The following is a 19,028-nucleotide window of genomic DNA, read 5'->3' on the forward strand; positions in this document are numbered from 1 at the left end:
GCGACCGCGGCCCTACACCTCCACAGGCCCGGCCCCGGCCCCGCCCGCGCGGTCGGTCACGGCCCCGCCCGCGTGGTCGGTCACGGCCTCGCGCGCCTGGTCGGTCACGGCCCCGCGTGCGTGCAGCCGTGTCGCCACCCACGCCCCCACCGCCGCCACGCCCGCCATCGGCAGGAAGACCGCCGCGAAGGCGGCCGGGTGGGAGCCGGTGGTCCCGCCCGCGTCCATCGCGTGGCCCACCGCGCCGCCGCCGAGCGCCGCGAAGGCCGCGCCGCCGGCGGCGAGCAGCAGGACGTTGGAGAGGCCGTCGGAGATCTGGAGGGCGGCGGAGTTGGCGCCGACCTGCTCGGGGGCGGAGAGCTTCATCAGGAGCACGCTCGTCGAGGCGATCACGGCGCCCATGCCGAGGCAGCCGAAGGCCCAGGCGACCGCGACCACCCACACCGGCACGGTCGCGATCAGCACGCTGGGCGCCGTCGCGATCGCGAGCGCGACGAGGACCATGCCGAGGACGACGAGCCGCTCGCGGTACGGCTCCGTCCACGGCCGCGACTGGATCCAGGAGCCGAGCGCCCAGGTGAGGCCGCCGACGGCGAGGGAGAGGCCCGCGAGGGTGGGGCTGAGGCCGCGCTGGGAGACCAGCATCAGGGGGACGAAGGACTCGGCGGCGATGAAGGAGCCTGCGGCGATGCCGCGCAGCAGGATGACGGAGGGCAGTCCGCGGGCGGCCCGGTAGGTGCCGTGCGGCAGGAGACCGCGGACGGCGGGCACGAGGAGCGCGAGACCGGCCGCGGCGGGCAGGAGGGAGAGCCAGCGCAGTTCCTGTCCGGCGTACTGGAGGAGCGCCGCGCCGGCCGAGATGCCGAGGGCCAGCACGATCCGGCGCCGGTCCCAGGGGGCGAGGGGCGCGGCCGGGTCGGCGGGGCCGGAGGCGGTGCGGCGTATCGCGGGGAGGGCGAGGGCCAGCGGGAAGACGACGAGGACGGGGATGCCGACGAAGACCCAGCGCCAGCCGAGGTGCTCGGTGACGGTTCCGGAGGCGAGGGGTCCGACGACGGAGGGGACGACCCAGGAGGCGGCGAAGGCGGCCATGATCGCGGGCCTGAGGTGTTCGGAGTAGGCCCGGCCGACGATCACGTACAGGGCGACGATGACGAGGCCGCCACCGAGGCCCTGCACGGCGCGGCCGAGGATGAACTGCCACATGGCCCCGGCGGTCCCGGAGAGCAGGAGTCCGGCGGCGAAGGCGCTGATGCCGGTGGCGAGGGGCGCGAGGGGGCCGCTCCGGTCGGACCACTGGCCGGCGAGGACCATGCCGAAGAGGCTGGTGGTGAAGTACGCGGAGAAGGCGAAGGCGTAGAGGGGGATGCCGTCGAGCTCGCGGGCGGCGACGGGCATGGCGGTGCCGACGGCGGTCGCCTCGAAGGCGATGAGCAGGACGACGGAGACGATGCCGATGCTGAGCGCCCGGTGGTCCGGGTCGAGGAGGGACCCCTTGGCGTCGCCGCGTACGGCAGGGGGTCCGGGGGTGTCGGCGTCGCGGGGTTCGAGGGCGCTCATTCCCCCAGAGTAAGAGGTGAACCAGCAGATGGCCCCTGTCAGGAGTCCCGGTCTCCCTCCCCCCTTGGACGTACGACCACGAACGGAATGTTGCGGCGGTGTGGCAGTCGTATGGCACGCGGCCCGGAACCCTTGAGCCCCTCCCGGCCCCCGCCCTACGGTCGTACCACTGCACAACACGACCGTGTGCCCGAGTGGTTGAGGGGCTCGCCTGCAAAGCGAGTTACGTGGGTTCGAATCCCGCCACGGTCTCCAAGGGATCTCGCTCACGGGATCTTCACAACCCGCCGCGCGGTGTGCCACAGTCCGCCCATGAACGATCAAGGAAGACGCAGACTCGGCGTGCTCGTCGGCGTGGGTCTCGCCTGCGGACTGCTGCCCGGCATCACCCTGGGCGGCACGGAGACGGTCGACAAGGTCCTCTCCGTCCTGATGGCGGCCGTCGCCATGACGGTCCTCACCCAGGTGATCTTCATAGGCCCGTCGGGCCGCGTCCCGCTGCCCGCCCTCCTGGTCTTCGGCCTGGCCGGCTTCGTCCAGGACGCCCTGATCTGGTGGCTGCTCTCCTGGCTGGGCCCGAAGATCGCCTACCTGCACGTCGAGGGCCTCGCGACGATCCTCCTCGCGGCCCTGATCACCCGCGCGACGCTGCTGCTCCTGTCCCAGCTGGGCTCGGCCGCCGAGACGGCCGAGGACTGACGGGGGAAGGGCCTACTTCTCCCCGCGCCACTTCTTCTCCGTGAAGACGGGCTTCTCGGGAAGCCCCGCGTCCCCCTCGCAGCCGAGCTTCTTCACGACCGCGAGCGTGACGGAGTGAAGGACGGTGAGGTAGGCCTCGCGGGTGGCGGGGGTGTTGGGGGGGTAGGCGCCGCTCTTGATCGGCTTCTTGAACTGGAGCACGCTCTCGATGGGGGCCGGCTCCTTGTCCGACCCCTTCATCTGCGGGTTGGTGCAGCCGACAAAGAGGTACGCCTTCTCGTTGTCCGTGCTCGCCTCCCGACCCATCCCGTAGAGGTGCCGGCCCTCGGCCGTCCACTTGGTGCCGTCGTCGAACAGGTCTTCGCTGTCATGGAGCCTGAAGTCGACACTGAAGCCGAGCCTGCTGTCAGCGGCGGCGCCGACCTCGCACATCGGAGGAACGCCCGGCGCCCTGCCCAGCACCGCCTGATCGTCGATCAGAGCCTTCACTGTCCGCTCCAGCCCGGTTCCACCCCACTGGAACTCCTTCGTGCCCAGCACCGCCTCCATCGCCCCGACCGCCGCGGGCGAAAGCGACCCGTCACACCTCTGCGCCACCTGTGACTCGCCCTCACCGCCTCCGCAAGCGGTGAGGAGCAGCCCAAAGGCCAGCACGGTCGATACGGACGCGGACGCTCTTCTCATCGTGTTCCTCGGGATTCCTCGTCGGGCGGGGCGACGGCGGATCAGCCGGTCTCAGGGGCGTTGCCGGTCTGCCTGGCGTGAGTGTTGCCGTTCATGTAGCCGTTGCTCACGGACTCGATCATGTCCTGACGGAGGTCGCTGCTCACCTGGCTGCGGTGCTCGGTCAGGAATCGCTCCATCGGCGACTCGGCGCTGTACCGACCGGCCTCGTACATCGCGGCGTTGTCGTCGTGGATCTGGCCCTCGGTCTTGTCCTTGTGGTCCTCGACCGACTTGTCCGACCAGTCGCCGATGACCTGCCCGGCCAGCTGCTCCATGGCCCCCGAGCCCGTGTCGACCGCGAGCGGTACGAGGATGGCGGCCGCGCCGGCAGCGGCGGCGGTGGCGGGCAGGAAGGCGACACCGGCCGCGATGGCCGCCGTGGTACCGAACTCCACCCAGCCGGCCTTGGCCGCCTGCGCCTTCTCGTAATCCTCGTGCTTCTTCATGCCCTCGGCCTCGACCTGGTCCCCGCGGGACTGGTCGAGCAGACCCTGAAGAGTGGCGCCGGTGAACGCGGCGCCCCGCGCGCCTCCCTCGTCGATCCTGCCGTCCGAGCCGACCTGCGCCTCAAGAACGCTGGTGGTGTAGAGGCGCTCGGCAGTGGAGACCGTGGCGTAGGCGTCCGGGTGCTGGCCGAGGGTGCTCAGGAACTTGACCGTGTCCCCGCGCCCGAATTCGAGGTGGGCCGCCGGGTCCTTCGTCGGGTGGAAGGGGCTGTCCGAGGTGTTCTTGTCCAGAGCCCAGTTGAGGTCGTCGATGTAGCCGGCGCCCATGTTGCCGAGGCTGTCTGCCAACGTGGGCTGCCACTTCTTGAGCAGTTCGGCATCGCCGTACTTCATGACGACGTCCCGCATGATCTTGGCCGTGTCCTCGTCCCGCTTCAGCTCCGGCGTCGGGTCGTCCCAGGCGTGGCCCAGCGTCCCTGCCTCCAGGGCATGGCCGAGGGCGTCCGGCATGTACCCCATGGTCTTGGTGAGCTCGTCCGGGTCGTGCCCCTCGCTATCGGCGAAGAAGGTGTAGTCCTTGTTCGCGAAGAAGTCCAGGTAGCTGGTCTGCTTGTCGTCCTTCTTCGGGTCGAGGTCGACCGTCCCGCCCACGCTCCCGTCCTGGTTGTACGACGTCGGCTCCTTCGAGAAGAAGTCCTTCGCCGCGTCCGGGCTGTGCCCGAGCGCCTCCAGCATCGAGATCATCGGGTCGAAGCCGGAGCCGTTGACGCCCGACGGGTTGTACTGGTTCTGCAGCCCGCCGGCCATCATCGGCTTGCTGTTGGCGAAGAGGTACGGGTCCTTCGCGTGGAGCTGGGTGACGTGCTCGGCGATCGGGACCAGGAACTTCTTGTCGTAGTCGCCGTAGCGCATGATGCCGCCGAGCAGCTGGTAGCCGTACGCCGGGTTGTTGTCGTACTTGGCGAGCGGGATGCGTTCCGTGCCGAGCTTGCGCATGTCGGCGGACCACTTCTCGGTCCACGCGTCGCCGCCCCGCGTCGCCGTCGCCAGGTTGAGGCCCAGGTTCTTCTGCAGGTCCTGGACGTCGGCGAGGCGCTGCTTGTCGACCTTCGCGTAGTCGTACGTGTCCGTGGACAGCTGGCCGAAGAACTCCAGCGCGCCCCGGGGGCCCATGCCGTCGTAGAAGGTCCGGGAGAACTCCTTCGAGCCGCTGTTGTCCTTGAGCAGCTCGTTGAGGCGCGTCAGCTCCTCGTGCGAGATGTCCCGGCCCTTCTTGGCGAGGTCGACGGCGCGCTGCGCCTCCTCGGCGTCGAGGCTCGTGTACTTCGGGGCGCTGAAGTTGTGCCGGTCGGCGGTGATGTCGGCCTTGAGCGCGTTGGAGCAGGCCACGTCGGCGTCGTCGCAGGTCTCGACGATCGCGTCGATCCGCTGCTGCATCACGGCGATGTCGGAGTGTTCCTTGCGGACGAGTTCCTGGAAGTCGGGGTCGTGCCGCAAGCCCTGGTCCTTGGTCGAGGACAGCGGCTCGACGGCCTCGACCTTGCCGGCGCCGGTCACCCTGAAGCCCTTCGCCGGGGCCTCCGTGTCGACGATCTTCTTGAGGTCGTCCTTCGCCTTCTTGAAGGCGTTGTATCCGTCCTCCAGGACCTTGTGGATTCCGTCGGCCGCCTTGGCGGCGTCGCCGAACTCCTTCGCGGTCTTGTCCACGAAGGGCTTGGTGACCTCGGCGTTCACCCCGCGCCAGTAGTCGTCCCTGGCCTTCGCGGCCATCGTCGACTGTGCGTCCTGGGCGAGCGTGTCGAGCTTGCCCTTCATGGCCGCCCAGTCGTCGGCCGCGGACTTCATCCTGTCGAGCGGCGCCTGGTACACGTTGTCGAAGGTCAGCACAGCAGGTCCCCCGCCTACTTGAGGTACTCGTCGATCTTGGACGTCGCGAGGGCGGCCGCGATGTCCGCCTCTTCCTCGGCGTGCGAGGCCGCGCTGTAGTCGAGGTGGTTGGAGATGTTGGCGCAGGCGTCGAGCAGCGTGTTCAGCTGCGAGCTCCACGTCTCCTGGACGGTCGTCAGCGCGGAGCCGGTGAGGAAGCCGTGGCCGGCCAGGCTCGTCCCCGCCTCCGTCGTGCTCGTACGGGCGTGGTTGCCGTCCTTGACCAGCCGGCCGTGCAGCGCGTACGCGGCGCTGCCGATGGCGCCGAGCTTGTCCTGGTCGACGCTCAGGTCGGCGGAGCCTCCGCCGCCACCGCCGGGCTCGGGGGCGACCTGATTGAGCCTCATGCCCACGTTGGCCGTCGACGTGGACCGTACGGACGCCCACTCCTGTTCGAACGACATGCTCTCCCCCGCCGCGCCCCGAAGATGATCATTACTGCTTCGCCACAGCAAGCATCACAGCCGGGCAAGCATCGCGATCCTAGCCGCCGAGCACCCGTTCGAGCCCTGCCCATCGGGAATTGGCGCATTATGGAGATCGCCACGGCGTACACACAGATACTTCACCATCGCAATTCGAACAACGCGGACGTTCCAGGCCACGACCGGCCGTCACGGACCGGCCGCCGCACTCCCGGCCACAGCCCTCCCCTCCCCCCTCGATAGGCTCGTCCCGCCCCCGTCGTCACGGGGCGCCGGAACGACGGGGGGACGTACACGTGGAACAGTCGCGCACGCGGGAGGAGTCCGCGCGCCGGATCGGCCCGTACCGGCTGATCACCCGCCTCGACCCGCCCGGCCCGGCCGTCCCGTTCCGCCGCTTCGTGGCCCGTACGCAGGACGGCGAGCGTACGGTCCTGCTGAGCACCCCGCTGCCCGGCACCGACCCGGCCCGTTTCGCCACGGAGGCCGACGCGGCCCGCCGCCTCCTCGGCCCCTGGATCGCCCCGGTGACGGACCTGGCCGCCCCGGGCGAACCGCCCTGGCACGCGAGCCCCTACCTCCCCCTGCTCCCCCTCCCCGTCGCCCTCGCCGTCCACGGCGGGCCGCTCCCCGAGGCGACCGTACGCGCCGTGGGCGCCGCCCTCGCCGAGGCGCTCGCCGCCGCGCACGCGCAGGGCCTCACGCACGCCGGGGTCTCCCCCGCCGCGGTCCTGCTCACGGCCGACGGGCCCCGGCTGAGCTGCTTCGGCGCGGTACGGGCGGCAGCGCCCGACGGCGAACGCCGCACCGGCCTGCCGGGCCTCGACCCGGGCGCACTCGCCCCCGAGCAGGCGTCCGGCGGCCGGCCGCGCCCGCCGGGTGACGTCTTCGCGCTCGGCGCGGTCCTCGCGTACGCCGCCACCGGCCACACCGTGCCCGAACGCGACGAACTCCCGCCGGCCCTGCGGCCGGTGATCTCCGCCTGCCTGGCCCGCGACCCGGCGGACCGCCCGACCGCCACCGACCTGATGGCCGCGCTCGCGCCGCCGACCGCGCACGGCACGGTCCTGAACTCGGCCGGCACCCTGCTCACCCCCGGCTGGCTGCCGGGCCGGGTGGTGGCGGCACTGGCCCGCCAGTCCTCGGAACTCCTGGCGGCGGAACTGAGCCCGACGGAAGTCCAGGCGACGGAGGACCCGGCCGCGGGAGGCCCCGGGGCCAAGACCCCCGCGACCGGAGGCCCGACGACCAAGGGCTCCACCGAGGGCCCTGCGGCCAACGGCCCCACCGCCGGGGGCGCTACGAACGAGGGCCCCACGGCCAACGGCCCCAGCGCCAGGCGGGCCGCCGCCGAACACCCCACCGCCGGGCGCCTCGGTGCCGCCGTCCCCACCCTCCCCTCCCACTCCCCACGGACCTGACCTCATGCTGTCGCCCCTGACCCACGACGACCCCGCCGCCGTCGCCACGTACCGACTCCTCGCCCGCCTCGGGTCCGGCGGCATGGGCACGGTGTACCTGGCGCGCACGCCCGGCGGCCGTACGGTCGCGCTCAAGACCGTGCACGCCCGGCTCGCGACCGACCCGGCCTTCCGCAGCCGTTTCCGCCTGGAGACGGACGCGGCGCGGATCATCGGCGCGCGGCACGGCGCGGCCGTCGTCGACGCCGACCCGCTGGCCGAGACGCCGTGGCTGGCCACCGAGTACGTCCTCGGACCGCCGCTCGACGACGCCGTCGCGCTCGGCGGCCCGCTGCCCGAACCGACCGTCCGCGCCCTGGGCGCCGCGCTCGCCGGGGCGCTCGCGCAGCTGCACTCCTCGGACGTGGTGCACCGCGACCTGAAGCCCTCGAACGTCCTCGTCACCGCGTACGGCCCGAAGATCATCGACTTCGGCATCGCCCGCGCGGCCGGCGACGACCACCTGACGCGCACGGGGGCGGCGGCGGGAACGCCCGCGTTCATGTCGCCGGAGCAGGCGAGCGGCGAGGAACACACGCCGGCGGGTGACGTGTTCGCCCTGGCGGGCGTCCTCGTCTTCGCCGCCACCGGCCACGGCCCCTTCGGCACGGGCTCCCCGGCCGACCTCCTCTACCGCGTGCGCTACGCCGACCCCGACCTCACGGGCGTACCGGAGGCGCTTCTCCCCCTCCTGACGGCCTGCCTGTCCAAGGACCCGGCGGCCCGCCCCACCACGGGCACCCTGACGAACCACCTCCACGACGGCCACGGCGAGTTCGCGGACCACCTGCCACCGCTGCTCCTCACGGACATCGCACGCCGGGCGACGGACGTCTGGCTGCACGCCCCGCACCGCTTGCCGGCGCCGGCGGACTCCACGACGCCGGCGACGGTCGCAAGCACCCCGCTCACCCGCCGCCGCGCCCTGACCCTGGGCGGCGGCTCACTGCTCGGCGTCGCGGGAGCGGGCGCGGGGGTGTGGGCCTGGCTGGGCTCCCGAGACACGACCACCGGAGCCGGCGTCACCCCGTCCCCCACCGGCCCCACCGCGATCCCCGCCACGACGGCCGCGGACGGGGCGCCGGCGGCGCTGTGGAAGGGGGAGTCGCTGGACCGCGAGGAGAAGACCACCCAGCTGCTCGCCGGAGACGTGGTCGGCTTCGCCGAGACGGTCTCCTTCCGGGTCCTGGACCCGAAGAACGGCACCGAACTCTGGTCGGACAACACCGTCATGGAGCCGCACCAGGTCACCACCGACGGCACATCCTTCTACCTGTCGGACGGCAACTACGAAGGGCCGGGCGCTCTGAAAATCCGTACGCTCGACCCCCGCACCGGCAAGGAGGCGGCCCGAACCATCGAGGTGAAGGGCTTCGACGGGACCAGCACGGGCACGCAACTCCTCACCGCCGGCGGTGGGCTGCTCTTCGCCGCCTCGCGCCGGGGCAATCACAGCACCGACCCGGACGTGAACGAAACGGGCTGGCACCTGATCGCCGTCAATCCGCGCACACGCAAGGAGGTCTGGCGCCAGGCGTACGAGTGGGATGGCGTCCGCCCCTGGCTCTCCCAAGTGATCGGCGGCCGAATCATCCTTGGCAAGAACAGCGGTGACCTGAAGTCCTTCCTCGTCCAGGCACGTGGGATCCAGACGGGCCGCCTGCTGTGGCAGCGTCGCCTTCCCCTGAGCGACTCCTCGAACTACATCCCGGGCCAGCTCGCGATCGACGAGCAGCACGCGTACTTCGGCGGGGACCGCCTCCGTGCGCTCCGCCTCACCGACGGCAAGATCGCCTGGGAGTACGGCTCCGGTACCGCCACCACCTCCTACGGCGTGCCGGCCGTCTCGGGCGGACTCGTCTACGCACAGGAGAACAGGGCGACGCCAGGGCTGCTGGCCGTCACGGCCGACTTCGGTATCAGGCGCTGGGAGGAGCGACCCGCCGGCCGCTCGCTGACGCCCGCGTTCTTCACCGCCCCCGTGGTCGGCGAAAGGTATGCGTACGCGCCCGTACGCGGCGGGCTGAGCGCGATCGACCCGGACACCGGCCGCTCGGTCTGGGTGTTCCCGACGGACGCCAGCCGGTTCGTCATCGACAAGGAACGGACGCGCATCATCGGCGCCGGCGAGACGTCCGTGGTGGCCATCCCTCTCGCCTGATCACTCCTCGCCGCCCTCGCCTCTCCCCTCGTTCCCCCCTTGGTCCTCCTTGATCCTCCCGAACCGGAAAGAAGTCTCGTGACCACACAGCCCCTCGCCACCGGCGACCCGCTCCGGCTCGGCCCGTACCGGCTGCTCGGCGTCCTCGGCGAGGGCGGCATGGGCAAGGTGTACGTCGGCCGGGACGGCGCCGGAGCGCCCGCCGCCGTCAAGGTCCTGCGCCCCGAACTCGCCCACGACCAGCACCTCGCGCAGCGGTTCGTCCGCGAGGCCGACATGGCGCGGGCCGTCACCAGCAAGGGCGTGGCGCGGGTCCTCGGCGCGCAGACCGAGGGCGGACGGCCGTGGATCGCCGCCGAGTACCTGGCCGGCCCGACGCTCGACGAGGCCGTCCGTACGTACGGTCCGATGGACGTGCCGACGGTCCGCGCCCTCGCCGCCCAGCTGGCGCGCACCCTGCACGACATCCACGTGGCCGGTCTGGTCCACCGCGACCTCAAGCCCGCGAACATCGTGCTCACCTCGACCGGCCCCCGGATCATCGACTTCGGCATCGCGCGCCCCGAGCACGGCCTCACGCTCACGACGACGGGCCAGATCCCGGTCACCCCGGGGTACGGGGCTCCCGAGCAGGTCCTCGGACAGCGGGTCGGACCGGCCTCGGACGTCTTCTCGCTCGGCGCGGTCCTCGCGTACGCGGCGAGCGGGCGGCGCGCCTTCGACGGCGCGCACGTGGCGGCGGTCCAGTACGAGGTCGTGCACGGCACCCCGGACCTGAGCCTGGTGCCGCCGGAGCTCCAGGAACTGATCGGCCCGTGCCTGTCGAAGGACCCGGCGTTCCGCCCCGCTCCCCCGCAGGTCGCGGAGGCCTTCGCCCCGCCGAAGGGCGCGGACCGCGCGTGGCGCAAGGGCCCGCTGGCGGAGGACATCAAGCGGCGCGAGACGGCCACCAAGCGCCTGGCGGCACCCGAGGACACCGCCGTGCCCTCCTCCGCGCCGTCCCGGCGCCGCTTCCTCACCAGTGCCGCTGTGGGCGTGGCCGTCCTGGGCGCGGGCGGCGGGGCGGGAGCGTGGTGGCTGAACCGCGGGGAGGAGAAGTCACCGACCGCCGATGTGCCACCCGCCGTGGCGACCCCCGAGGCCGCGTTCGTCTCGGCCATCGACATGAAGCCGGGCGAGGGACCGAAGGCCCTGTGGGGACCGCTCGACGTGACGGCGGCCGAGGGCGAACTGCCGCTGCCCGTACGGGACGTGGTGGTCGTGCAGGCGAAGACGGGCGGCCTGCTCGCCCTGTCCGTCACGAACGGCAAGGAGCGGTGGCGGGCCAAGGACATCGACGCGGACGCCGGTTTCGTCTCGGTCGCCGACCGACTCGTCGTAGGCGTCGACAAGAACGGCGTCCTGAGCGCGTTCGTCGCTTCCACGGGCGCCCCCGTCTGGCAGACACAGTCCGACATCGACGACGTCCTCGCCGCGGACGACACTCACGTCTACCTGGTGACGAAGGACAACGAACTCCGCGCTGTCGACGCCTGGACCCTGGCCACCACATGGACGCGCCCTATGACCTCCCCGCGCTCCCAGAACGGCCCGGCGAAGGCGGCCGTGGGAAGGAAGCGGCTGGTGATCCACGGCAGGGACGGCCATTGCGCCGCCCTGTACACGGAGACGGGCGAGACCGACTGGGAGATCAAGGGCCAGGGCACCGACGGCCAGGCCCCGGCACTCGGCGACAACAACGCCGCCTACTTCGGCGGCCGCAAACTGACGGCCCGCCGCCTCGACCGCGGCGACTTCCTGTGGGAGGACGACGCCGGCAGCGACGTGGCCGACTGGGGCACGCCCGCCGCCAGCGGTGACCTCGTCTTCGCGATGAACAGCTACAACGCCTACCGGTACTCCACCATGCGGGACGTCCGTTTCCCCGTCTCCGACTGGTACGAGGTCATGGACGGAACAGGCCCCGGCACCGTCAACCCGCCGGCCGTCGAGGGCGCGACGGTCTGGCTCCACGCCCCGGACAACAGCAAGGTCAAGGTCGTCCACAAAGCCACCCACGCGTGGCTCTTCGACATCGAGATGAAGCGCCAGGGCACCTACCAGCTGGCGAGCGCCGGCAACCGTGTCTTCATCGCCCGGGCTGGCCGGATCGGGGCGATGCCGGTGCTCGGGGTGTAGGTCGCCTCAGGGCCGAACCTTCGCCGGTACGCCCTCGATCAGCCTGGTATCCCCGCACCCCAGCTCGTCGGCCACGTGCCGCGCCGCCGCATTGGCCAGGGCAATCTGCTCGTCCCTGATGCCCGGATGGTCGGCCTCGGTCTCAACCTCCCGCTCCAGCTCGGCGTCGAGGACGATCGCGTGGGCCGGCGCCGGCATCCGGCAGGTGAAGTAGATCGCGGCGTAGAGGTCGGACGAGGTCGCAAGCCGACCGGTGGTGTAGGCCGTCACGAGGTCCTTCGAGGCGTCGCTCCCGGGGACGGCGAGGGCCTCCCGGAGGGTGATGCTCAGGACGTTCTTCTCGTCCCCGGCCGTCTCCAGCGTGCAGAACGGGATGCCCTCCATCCGCCGCTTGCCGCTCTGCGGCGTCCGCGCCGCCTTCCGCAGCTCGCTGAGGACCCTGTCCGGCTCGGACCGGTCGGCCGTCAACCGGACGTCCTTGCCGGCGATGGCCTCGAGCGCCGAAGCCACGCCCGGCTCCTCGGCGAATCCACCGCAGACCTCCGAGGCCGACTGCCCGGAGGGAGCGGCGTCGTCGGTTCCCGGCGTGCAGCCGGCCGCCGCCATCGCGAGGGCGGCGGCCGGAAGCAGGATCCTGCGGGTGGTGATGCGCATGGGAAGAACCTTCTCAGGAGGACTTCGCGGCGGGCGCCGGCACCCCGGTCACCAGCCCGTCCCCCTCGCACCCCAACTTCGCCGAGACGTCCCGGGCCGCCGCGTTCGCGAGGGTGATCAGGCGGGTGCGCTGCTCCAGGTCCGTCTCCTCGACGCCCCCCGGGCCCCAGATGCTCGTCTCCACAACGATCTCGTGGGCCGGTGCCTCGGGGCGGCAGGAGAAGTAGAGCTTTCCGAGGCCCGAGGAGGAGTACGCCCTGACCCCCGAGGTGAAGTACGTGGCCTTGTCGGCGAGCCTCGCATCCGCCTCCGGGGCCTGCCGTACCGCGTTCACCTCGATCTTGAGGTCCTTCGACGCGTCCCCGGGGGCCTGGAGGCCGCAGTACCTCACCGGCTGCGGCCGGTACGAGTCGGCCCACGGCGCGGCGGCCGCCTCGCGCAGCCCGGTGAGGGCCTTGTCCGGCTTCGACAGGTCGTCCTCGTAGCGCTCGCCGCCCAGGACGGCCTTGAGCGCCGCCGTCGCCGCCGCGTCCTTGGCGAAGCCGCCGCAGGCCTCGGTCGCCGTGAGGCCCTCGGGCGCTGCGGGGGCCTCCCCGCCGCCGCCGCATCCCGTGAGGACGGCGGCGACGGCGACGACCGCTCCGATTCGTGCCGGCGCAGAGCGCATGTGCGTCACTTCTTCTCGTACGGGTCGGGGAGCGAGTTGTCGCGGGAGTGCATGCGCGAGTCCCGGACGTACTTGACGAGCTCCTCGTCGAGGTAGTTGCGGTCCTTCTCGCTCCAGCCGGGCGCGTTCGCGTAGGCGATGCCGGGGCGGAGCGAGTTCTCCTTGCCCATGGCCAGCGCCTCGTCCGACAGGTCGTCCGACTTCTTCTTCAGCAGCTCGTCCTTCTCGTACTTCTCCGCCATGTCGTCGGCTTCCATGCCGATGACGGTCGTGACCGCGCCGCCCACCGTCTCGGCGGCCAGCGGTACCAGTACGCCACCGGCGCCGCCGGTCAGGACGGCGATGCCACCCGCCGCCGCCGCGCCGACGCCGAACTTGACCCATTCGGTCGTCCGGCCGACGGCCTTCTTGTGCTCCTCGGAGTCCTTCTCGTAGTCCTTGTCGATCTGCGCCATGCGGGACTCGTCCAGGATTCCCTGCGTCTCCGAGCCGACCCGCAGCGTGGTCCGCGCGTCGGTGAGGTCCCGGTCGTCGAAGGTGGAGCCGGGCTTGGGGCCCACCTGGTCGAGGACGCTGGTCGTGTACAGCGACTCGGCCGCCGAGAGCGTGGAGTGTCCGGTCTCGCTCTGCGCGACGATGCCCATGAAGTTGACGGCGTCGCCGCGGTTCCAGAGCAGCTTGGTGTCGAAGTCGTCGCCGAAGCGGGACTTGCCGTGGGCGTCGTTGTAGCCGAAGGGCGAGTTCTTCTTCTCGTCCATCGTCGTGTCGCTGTCCGTCTCCATGGAGCGGTTCAGCTCGTCGATGTAGGCGGCGCCCATCTTGCCCAGGCTGTCGTCGATGCCCGGCTGCTGGTGCATGTACTTGGGGTCGCTGCCGTACCGCTCGACGACCTTCTGCATGATCTCGGCGTTGTCCTTGGTCCGTACGTCCTTGAGGCCCTCGGCGTCGGCGTCGTACGGGTGGCCGGTGGTCGCGGACTCCAGGGCGTGGCCGAGCGCGTTGTAGCCGGGCTCCTTGGTCCGGTCGCCCTTGTCGTTCAACTCCTCGGGCCACTCACGGTCCTTGGTGAAGTAGTCGAACGGGTCGATCTTCTTGTCGTCCTTGGTGTTCTCGGGCGTGAGGTCGATGTCGCCGCCGAAGAAGTCCGTCGACGCCTTCGGGTTGTGCCCGAGGCCCTCCATGAAACCGATCATGGGGTCGTTGCCCAGGTCGCCGCCCTGCCAGTTCAGGTGGGACGGCATGCCGTTCATCTGGCGCCAGGCCCGGTCGGCGGGCAGCGCGCCGTCGTGGGTCATCTTCCGCTCGGTGATGACGAGGCCGTTGCCGTAGTCCTTGAGGAACTTGTCGTCGTAGTCGCCGACCCGCATGAGGTTGCTCATGACCTGGAAGCCGTACGGGCTGGTGCCGCGCGTCTGGATCGGCTCGCCGCCGGCCTTGATGACGTCGGCCTTCCACTGCTCCATCTCGGGGCTCGTGGAATGGGTCGCGGTGGCGAGCGTCAGACTCCAGTTCGTCTGCAGTTCCTTGAGCTTGTCGCGGTGGTCGACGCCCAGGCGCGAGCCGTCGCTCGGGTCGCCCATGTCGGCCCAGTACTGCATGCTGCCCTTCGGCCCGACCTCCAGGGCGAACTTCTCGGCGAAGTACGGGTCCTTCTGGTTGGCCTTGAAGAGGGCGTTGAGCTTGTCGATCTCCTCCGGGGTGGCGTCGTCGCCCTTCTTGTACAGCTCGTAGGCGGCGTGCGCGTCCTCGGCGTCCTGGGCCTTCGAGGCGGACTTGAGGGAGTCGTAGTTCGTGCCGGAGAAGTTCATCTTGTCGTTGCCGACGAGTCCGCGCAGGGCGCGGGAGGCGACGTCGTCGGCGTTGTTCGCCCGGTCTATCGCGGCCTTGATCGCCGAACGCATCGCCTCGAAGTCGGCCTGCTCGGGCTTGGGCCCGTCGTAGTTCTTGGCGCGGCGGTCGGGGTGGATCAGATAGCTGACGACACCGTCCGGGTCGATGCGGATGCCCTTGCCCGGGGCCTCCGCGACGAGCTTCTCCAGCTCGGTCTTGGCGGCCTGGAACTCGCTCTCCGCGTCCCGCAGGATGTTGCGGATGCTGCTCGCCTCGGTGAGGGCGTCGCCGAACTCCTTGGCGGTCTTCCGGACGAAGGCCTGGGTCACCCCGGCGTTCTCGCCCTTCCAGTCGGCCTTGTCGGCCTTGCCCTGGAGGCCGTCGGCCTTCTCCTTGGTCTTCTCCAGCTTGGACACCGTCTCCGACCAGACGGTGGCGGCCTCTTTGAGGCCGCTGAGGTGGGCGTGGAGGACCTGGTCGAACTTCAGCATCTGTTTCCCTCGTCAGCCGCTGTGACCGGCTTAAGCTCAGTTGAAGTGCTTGTCGATCTCGGACATGGAGAAGTTCGCGATGAGCGTCTCCTCGTGGTTGGCGTGACTGACGACGGTGTCCTCGAGGTGGTTGTGGATGTGCGCGCAGGCGCTGAGGAGCGCTTCGGCCTGGCCGCGCCAGGTGTCCCACATCGTCCACATCGCGGCACCGGTCAGGAACCCGTCGCCGTCGAGGCTCTTGGCCCCGGTGTCGGTCTGGGCGCCGGCGTGGAAGGCGTCCCGCTCGAACCAGTGGAAGAGCTCCTGGGCCTCGTTGCCGATGGCCTTGAGGTCGGCGGAGGTCACCTTGTAGTCGCTGGCCCCGCCGCCACCGCCGCCGGGGTCCATGGGCACGCTGTTGAGCCTCATCGCCGCGGTCTCGCTGCGGACTTGGCTCCACTCCTCGTCGAACGACATCTACTTCCCCATGAGTGAGTTACGGACGGCCGACGGCAGGGGCAGGACTCAGCCCCGCCGCGACCGGAGTACGGGTACGGCGACGGCGGCACCGATCAGCACGGCGGCACCGATCCCCAGGCCGATCCAGAGGCCGGTGTTGCCGCCGTCGTCCTCCGAGGCGACGGGGGCCGGGGCGGGAGCGGCGGAGGACTGCGCCGGCGCCGGGTCCGCCGAGGCGGACGCGGACGGCGTCACGGTCTCGGCGAGGTCGTCGATGGGCCGGACGTCCGCCGGACCGGGGTCGCCGGGCGTCTTCAGCGCCCGCAGCGGCCGGATGGCGCCGAATCCGATGTAGTCGTTGCGTGTGGGCCCCTCGGTCGGGGCGGCAATGGTGTTGAGCATGACCTTCAGGACCTGGTTGTTGGTCCAGTCGGGGTGCTTCGACCAGATGAGCGCGGCGGCGGCGGAGGCGAGGGCGGTGGAGTCGCTGGTACCGGTGGACTTGCAGATACCAGTACCTCCGCCGCAGGCAGCGACCGTGTCCTTCCCCGGGGCGGCAAGGTCGACCTGCGGACCGTACTGGGAGACAGGGACGCGCGTCAGCTTCTTGTCGATGGCACCGACACCGACGACGCCGGGGGTCGCTGCCGGGTACATGAGGTGGTTGCCCTTCTCGGCGTCGTTTCCGACGCCGGCGAACACCAGAGCGCCCTTGTCCAGGGCGTAACTCACCGCGTCGGTGAGCTGCGGGGAGCCCGCCCCCACGGCCATCGAGATGTTGATGACCTTGGCCCCGGAGTCGGCTGCGTAGCGGATCGCCTGGGGAGCGACCTTGTTGAACTCTGCGTCGGCAGCCGCCTGGCTGATCCCGCGGCCGCTGCCTCCCGGCACCCGAACCGGAAGGATCTTCGCGGCGGGGGCCAGCCCGAACGCCCCGTTGCCGCCGTCGCGCTGACCAGTGCCGGCGATGAGACCCGCCATACCGGTGCCGTGACCTTCGTAGTCGGTGTACTCGTCACCCGGCTTGTCCCTGGCAAAGTCCTTGCCCTTGAGGACCTGTCCTTGAAGGTCCGGGTTGTCCTTGTCCACACCGCTGTCGATGACAGCGACAGTGACACCTTCGCCCTTGCTGATCTGCCAGATCTCCTCCGCGCCGAAGGCATCCAGCTGCCACTGCCGCTGGCGGATGCTCTCCGCGTGGGCGGGAACGGATGCGATGCCCACCAGCAGCATCCCCAAGGCGGCCGAGGCGGTGGCTCGGGCACGGCTCCGACGAATACTGCTGGTACGCATCTACTTCCTCGCGCTGATCAGTCGATGACGGGCGGCGCCACGCGGCGGCCCTGCTGCCAAGTCTCCTCGTCCTCGACCAGGTAGTCGGGACGCTCTCCGTTCTGCTCCTCCCGGTCACCGGGCTTCGCGGCGTTTCCGCGTACGAGGCCCGAGCCGCCGGCCGTGAAGGGCTTCCCGGCACCGGCGCCAGCGGCGCGCTGCGCCTTGCCGCCGACGACGCCGCCGGTCTCGCCGGCGAGACGCCGCCCGCCGCTGATACCGCTCTGACCGGCGCCGCCACCCATGGAGCCGCCCATGCCGTGGGCGGCTCCCATGCCGCGGCCCATGCCGGTCCGGTTCTGACCGGTGGGCTCGTTGCCGACGACGGTGCTGCGCGGGATGCCGGTCCGCGGCCGGCCCGTGGTGCTGGGGACCTGACGGCCGCCGCTGATGCCCTCGCGGGGCATGCCAGGGCCGGTGCGGAGGCCGCCGGTCTGCGGGCCACGCGGGGTGCCGGTGCCGCCGGTGAGGGGCGAGGTGGGGCCGAGGGGGCCCGGGCCGCCCTTCACGGTCAGCGGAGGCATGCCGGTGGTCGTCACGTACGGAGGCGTGCCGCCGTCCGGCTTGGTGATCGGCGGCGGGCCGCCCGGGGTGTGCGTCGTCGGTCCGGTGGTGTCCGGCTTCGGCAGGGTGTCCACGCTGTCGATGCCGAGATCCGCGGGAACGTCGGGCCGGACCTCGGGCTTGATGACGTGCGTCGGCCCGGTCGGGTCACCCGTGGGCGGGACCGTGGTCTGGTCGGGGGTGGTCCGGGTGTCGGGCGGAGTGTGCGTGGTGCGCGTCCCCGTGCTCGTGTCCGTCCCCGTAGAAGTACGCTCGCTGCCGGACGAGGAGCCTACGTACGTGTTTCCGTCCTTGACAGTGCCGCTCCCCGCAGGCACGAAGTCACCCGGCGGCGGCGGAAACGTCGGCGGAACGAGCTCCGTCATGCGCTGGCCCGAGACGTAGTACGTGTCGGAGAGCTTCTTCATCTCGTCCGCCGCAGCCATCCTGTTCGCCTCCTCCTGGGCCTCGATGGCCTTGAGGTCCTGGCTGGCGGTGATCGACTTCTTGGCGTCTCGCGCGATGGTCGCCGAGTCGGGATCGTTGTGGTACTTGATCGCCGCTTCCAGACTCGCCTTGGCCGCCTCGTGGGAGGTGTAGCGAGGAATGGCGCTCTTCGCGGTGGCGATGGCCTGGGAGGCGAGGTCCATCTCCGTGGCGGCACTGGTGCTGTACGTACTGAGTGCGTGCGTCGAGCTCACCACATCCGCGGCCCACTCCGTGAACGCCTTCTCCGCCTCGCCCTTCCAGTCCACCCGGCCTGTCCGGTCCTTCAGCTGGTCGGCGATCGACTCCAGCTCAGTGGCTGCCGCCTTCAGGCGATCGGCCGCGTTCCTGACCGGGTACGTCTCGGCTTCGTCCAGCCAGTCCAGCATCTTCTGGTGGGTCATTGCCTTCGAGTGGAAGTTCGTTCCGCCACTTCGGCCGCCGCCCTCTGCAGGCCTCATCCTTCGCCTCTTCCCCGTGTCCCCGACATTCCGTCCGCACCCGCCTACTTGAGGGAGTCGTCGCCGCCGGCCGTCTGGCCGGGCCCGGTCTCCGGAGCGGTGCGACCCGCTTCCCTGTCCGCCTTCACCTTGGCGTCCTCAGTGCGCTGGTGAATGTTGATCATCTTGCGCTTGGTGTCCTCGTCCATCTGCTCGAAGCCGTCCTTGGACGCGACGACCGCGATACCGAGGCCCTCCAGGCAGTCCTGCAGCAGGCCGGAGAGGCTCTTCAGCTGCTCGATGACGGAGTTGTACGAGTCGTACACACCGTGCGCCTCGCCCCAGGCCGCGCCGCCACCACCGAACTGATTACGCGTCACGGGATCCGACTCGACCTTGCCCTTGCCGGCCTCGGAGGCAGTGAGCGTGTCGATCAGACCGTCGATCCTGGTCTTGAACTGCGTCATCGATTCGGCGTTGTAACGCACGGCATCCGCGCTCATACCGCGCATCCCGTAGCTGGCCCCGTCCAACTCAGCTCGCATGCTCGCGCTCCTCCCCCGTGA

The 19,028-nt window shown here is 70.9% G+C and carries 15 protein-coding genes and 1 tRNA gene; 5 read left to right on the forward strand and 11 right to left on the reverse strand.

The features are described 5' to 3' along the window. Positions 1-12: 12 nt before the first annotated feature. A complete protein-coding gene (locus tag ACN9M0_RS13190) occupies positions 13-1,560 on the reverse strand; it encodes an MFS transporter (RefSeq protein WP_426403639.1) in 1,548 nt (515 codons plus the stop codon). A gap of 180 nt (positions 1,561-1,740) precedes the next feature. Between ACN9M0_RS13190 and ACN9M0_RS13195 the strand changes: the two genes are divergently transcribed. After that, a tRNA-Cys gene (locus ACN9M0_RS13195) sits at positions 1,741-1,815 on the forward strand. 57 nt (positions 1,816-1,872) lie between these two features. Further along, on the forward strand, positions 1,873-2,259 hold the full coding sequence (locus ACN9M0_RS13200) for a hypothetical protein (protein ID WP_366036643.1): 387 nt from the start codon (positions 1,873-1,875) through the stop codon (positions 2,257-2,259). A gap of 12 nt (positions 2,260-2,271) precedes the next feature. Here the strand turns inward: ACN9M0_RS13200 and ACN9M0_RS13205 are convergent, their stop codons facing one another. From ACN9M0_RS13205 to ACN9M0_RS13215, 3 genes are read right to left on the reverse strand one after another with little or no spacing between them, the layout of a single operon-like run. Continuing rightward, positions 2,272-2,943, reverse strand: a complete 672-nt coding sequence (locus tag ACN9M0_RS13205) for a hypothetical protein (RefSeq protein ID WP_366036642.1) — start codon at positions 2,941-2,943, stop codon at positions 2,272-2,274. A 41-nt stretch (positions 2,944-2,984) separates the two neighbouring features. After that, positions 2,985-5,318 (reverse strand): hypothetical protein, encoded by a 2,334-nt coding sequence (locus ACN9M0_RS13210; RefSeq protein ID WP_366036641.1) that lies wholly within the window; start codon positions 5,316-5,318, stop codon positions 2,985-2,987. Between the two features lie 14 nt (positions 5,319-5,332). Further along, a complete protein-coding gene (locus ACN9M0_RS13215; protein ID WP_399699224.1) occupies positions 5,333-5,761 on the reverse strand; it encodes a hypothetical protein in 429 nt (142 codons plus the stop codon). 317 nt (positions 5,762-6,078) lie between these two features. On the opposite strand from ACN9M0_RS13215, the gene ACN9M0_RS13220 reads away from it, so the two are divergent. The 3 genes from ACN9M0_RS13220 (at position 6,079) to ACN9M0_RS13230 (ending at position 11,581) form a co-directional block, all read left to right on the forward strand. Continuing rightward, the gene (locus tag ACN9M0_RS13220) at positions 6,079-7,203 is read left to right on the forward strand and encodes a serine/threonine protein kinase (RefSeq protein ID WP_426403640.1); all 1,125 of its coding nucleotides are present in this window, start codon (positions 6,079-6,081) and stop codon (positions 7,201-7,203) included. A 4-nt stretch (positions 7,204-7,207) separates the two neighbouring features. Beyond that, entirely contained in the window at positions 7,208-9,403 is a 2,196-nt protein-coding gene (locus tag ACN9M0_RS13225) for a protein kinase domain-containing protein (RefSeq protein ID WP_426403641.1), read from the forward strand. Positions 9,404-9,481: 78 nt separating this feature from the next. Further along, positions 9,482-11,581 carry a serine/threonine-protein kinase gene (locus ACN9M0_RS13230; protein WP_366036638.1) on the forward strand — a complete coding sequence of 700 codons (2,100 nt, stop codon included), beginning with the start codon at positions 9,482-9,484 and terminating at the stop codon, positions 11,579-11,581. 6 nt (positions 11,582-11,587) lie between these two features. Here ACN9M0_RS13230 and ACN9M0_RS13235 read toward each other — a convergent pair whose 3' ends face one another. From ACN9M0_RS13235 to ACN9M0_RS13265, 7 genes are all read right to left on the reverse strand, one after another. After that, the gene (locus ACN9M0_RS13235) at positions 11,588-12,235 is read right to left on the reverse strand and encodes a hypothetical protein (RefSeq protein ID WP_426403642.1); all 648 of its coding nucleotides are present in this window, start codon (positions 12,233-12,235) and stop codon (positions 11,588-11,590) included. A gap of 13 nt (positions 12,236-12,248) precedes the next feature. Next, entirely contained in the window at positions 12,249-12,902 is a 654-nt protein-coding gene (locus tag ACN9M0_RS13240; protein ID WP_426403643.1) for a hypothetical protein, read from the reverse strand. A 5-nt stretch (positions 12,903-12,907) separates the two neighbouring features. After that, complete coding sequence (locus ACN9M0_RS13245) at positions 12,908-15,223, reverse strand: DUF6571 family protein (protein WP_399699231.1); 2,316 nt, start codon at positions 15,221-15,223, stop codon at positions 12,908-12,910. A gap of 36 nt (positions 15,224-15,259) precedes the next feature. Beyond that, positions 15,260-15,679 carry a hypothetical protein gene (locus tag ACN9M0_RS13250; RefSeq protein WP_366036634.1) on the reverse strand — a complete coding sequence of 140 codons (420 nt, stop codon included), beginning with the start codon at positions 15,677-15,679 and terminating at the stop codon, positions 15,260-15,262. A 48-nt stretch (positions 15,680-15,727) separates the two neighbouring features. After that, positions 15,728-16,894, reverse strand: a complete 1,167-nt coding sequence (gene mycP / locus ACN9M0_RS13255) for a type VII secretion-associated serine protease mycosin (protein ID WP_366036786.1) — start codon at positions 16,892-16,894, stop codon at positions 15,728-15,730. 77 nt (positions 16,895-16,971) lie between these two features. Continuing rightward, the gene (locus ACN9M0_RS13260) at positions 16,972-18,426 is read right to left on the reverse strand and encodes a WXG100 family type VII secretion target (protein WP_366036633.1); all 1,455 of its coding nucleotides are present in this window, start codon (positions 18,424-18,426) and stop codon (positions 16,972-16,974) included. A 101-nt stretch (positions 18,427-18,527) separates the two neighbouring features. After that, positions 18,528-19,007: a hypothetical protein gene (locus tag ACN9M0_RS13265; protein ID WP_366036632.1), complete on the reverse strand. Its 480-nt coding sequence runs from the start codon at positions 19,005-19,007 to the stop codon at positions 18,528-18,530. Positions 19,008-19,028: the final 21 nt, after the last annotated feature.

The sequence above is a fragment of the Streptomyces sp. R-07 genome (assembly GCF_049913175.1).
GTDB lineage: Bacteria > Actinomycetota > Actinomycetes > Streptomycetales > Streptomycetaceae > Streptomyces.

Bases quoted from the DNA above. Each gene is read 5' to 3' on its own strand.
- ACN9M0_RS13245 (WP_399699231.1), bottom strand. From the start codon at position 15,223: ATGCTGAAGTTCGACCAGGTCCTCCACGCCCACCTCAGCGGCCTCAAA.
- ACN9M0_RS13205 (WP_366036642.1), bottom strand. From the start codon at position 2,943: ATGAGAAGAGCGTCCGCGTCCGTATCGACCGTGCTGGCCTTTGGGCTG.
- ACN9M0_RS13215 (WP_399699224.1), bottom strand. From the start codon at position 5,761: ATGTCGTTCGAACAGGAGTGGGCGTCCGTACGGTCCACGTCGACGGCC.
- ACN9M0_RS13260 (WP_366036633.1), bottom strand. From the start codon at position 18,426: ATGACCCACCAGAAGATGCTGGACTGGCTGGACGAAGCCGAGACGTAC.
- ACN9M0_RS13250 (WP_366036634.1), bottom strand. From the start codon at position 15,679: ATGTCGTTCGACGAGGAGTGGAGCCAAGTCCGCAGCGAGACCGCGGCG.
- ACN9M0_RS13200 (WP_366036643.1), top strand. From the start codon at position 1,873: ATGAACGATCAAGGAAGACGCAGACTCGGCGTGCTCGTCGGCGTGGGT.
- ACN9M0_RS13265 (WP_366036632.1), bottom strand. From the start codon at position 19,007: ATGCGAGCTGAGTTGGACGGGGCCAGCTACGGGATGCGCGGTATGAGC.
- mycP (WP_366036786.1), bottom strand. From the start codon at position 16,894: ATGCTGCTGGTGGGCATCGCATCCGTTCCCGCCCACGCGGAGAGCATC.
- ACN9M0_RS13225 (WP_426403641.1), top strand. From the start codon at position 7,208: ATGCTGTCGCCCCTGACCCACGACGACCCCGCCGCCGTCGCCACGTAC.
- ACN9M0_RS13235 (WP_426403642.1), bottom strand. From the start codon at position 12,235: ATGCGCATCACCACCCGCAGGATCCTGCTTCCGGCCGCCGCCCTCGCG.
- ACN9M0_RS13190 (WP_426403639.1), bottom strand. From the start codon at position 1,560: ATGAGCGCCCTCGAACCCCGCGACGCCGACACCCCCGGACCCCCTGCC.
- ACN9M0_RS13240 (WP_426403643.1), bottom strand. From the start codon at position 12,902: ATGCGCTCTGCGCCGGCACGAATCGGAGCGGTCGTCGCCGTCGCCGCC.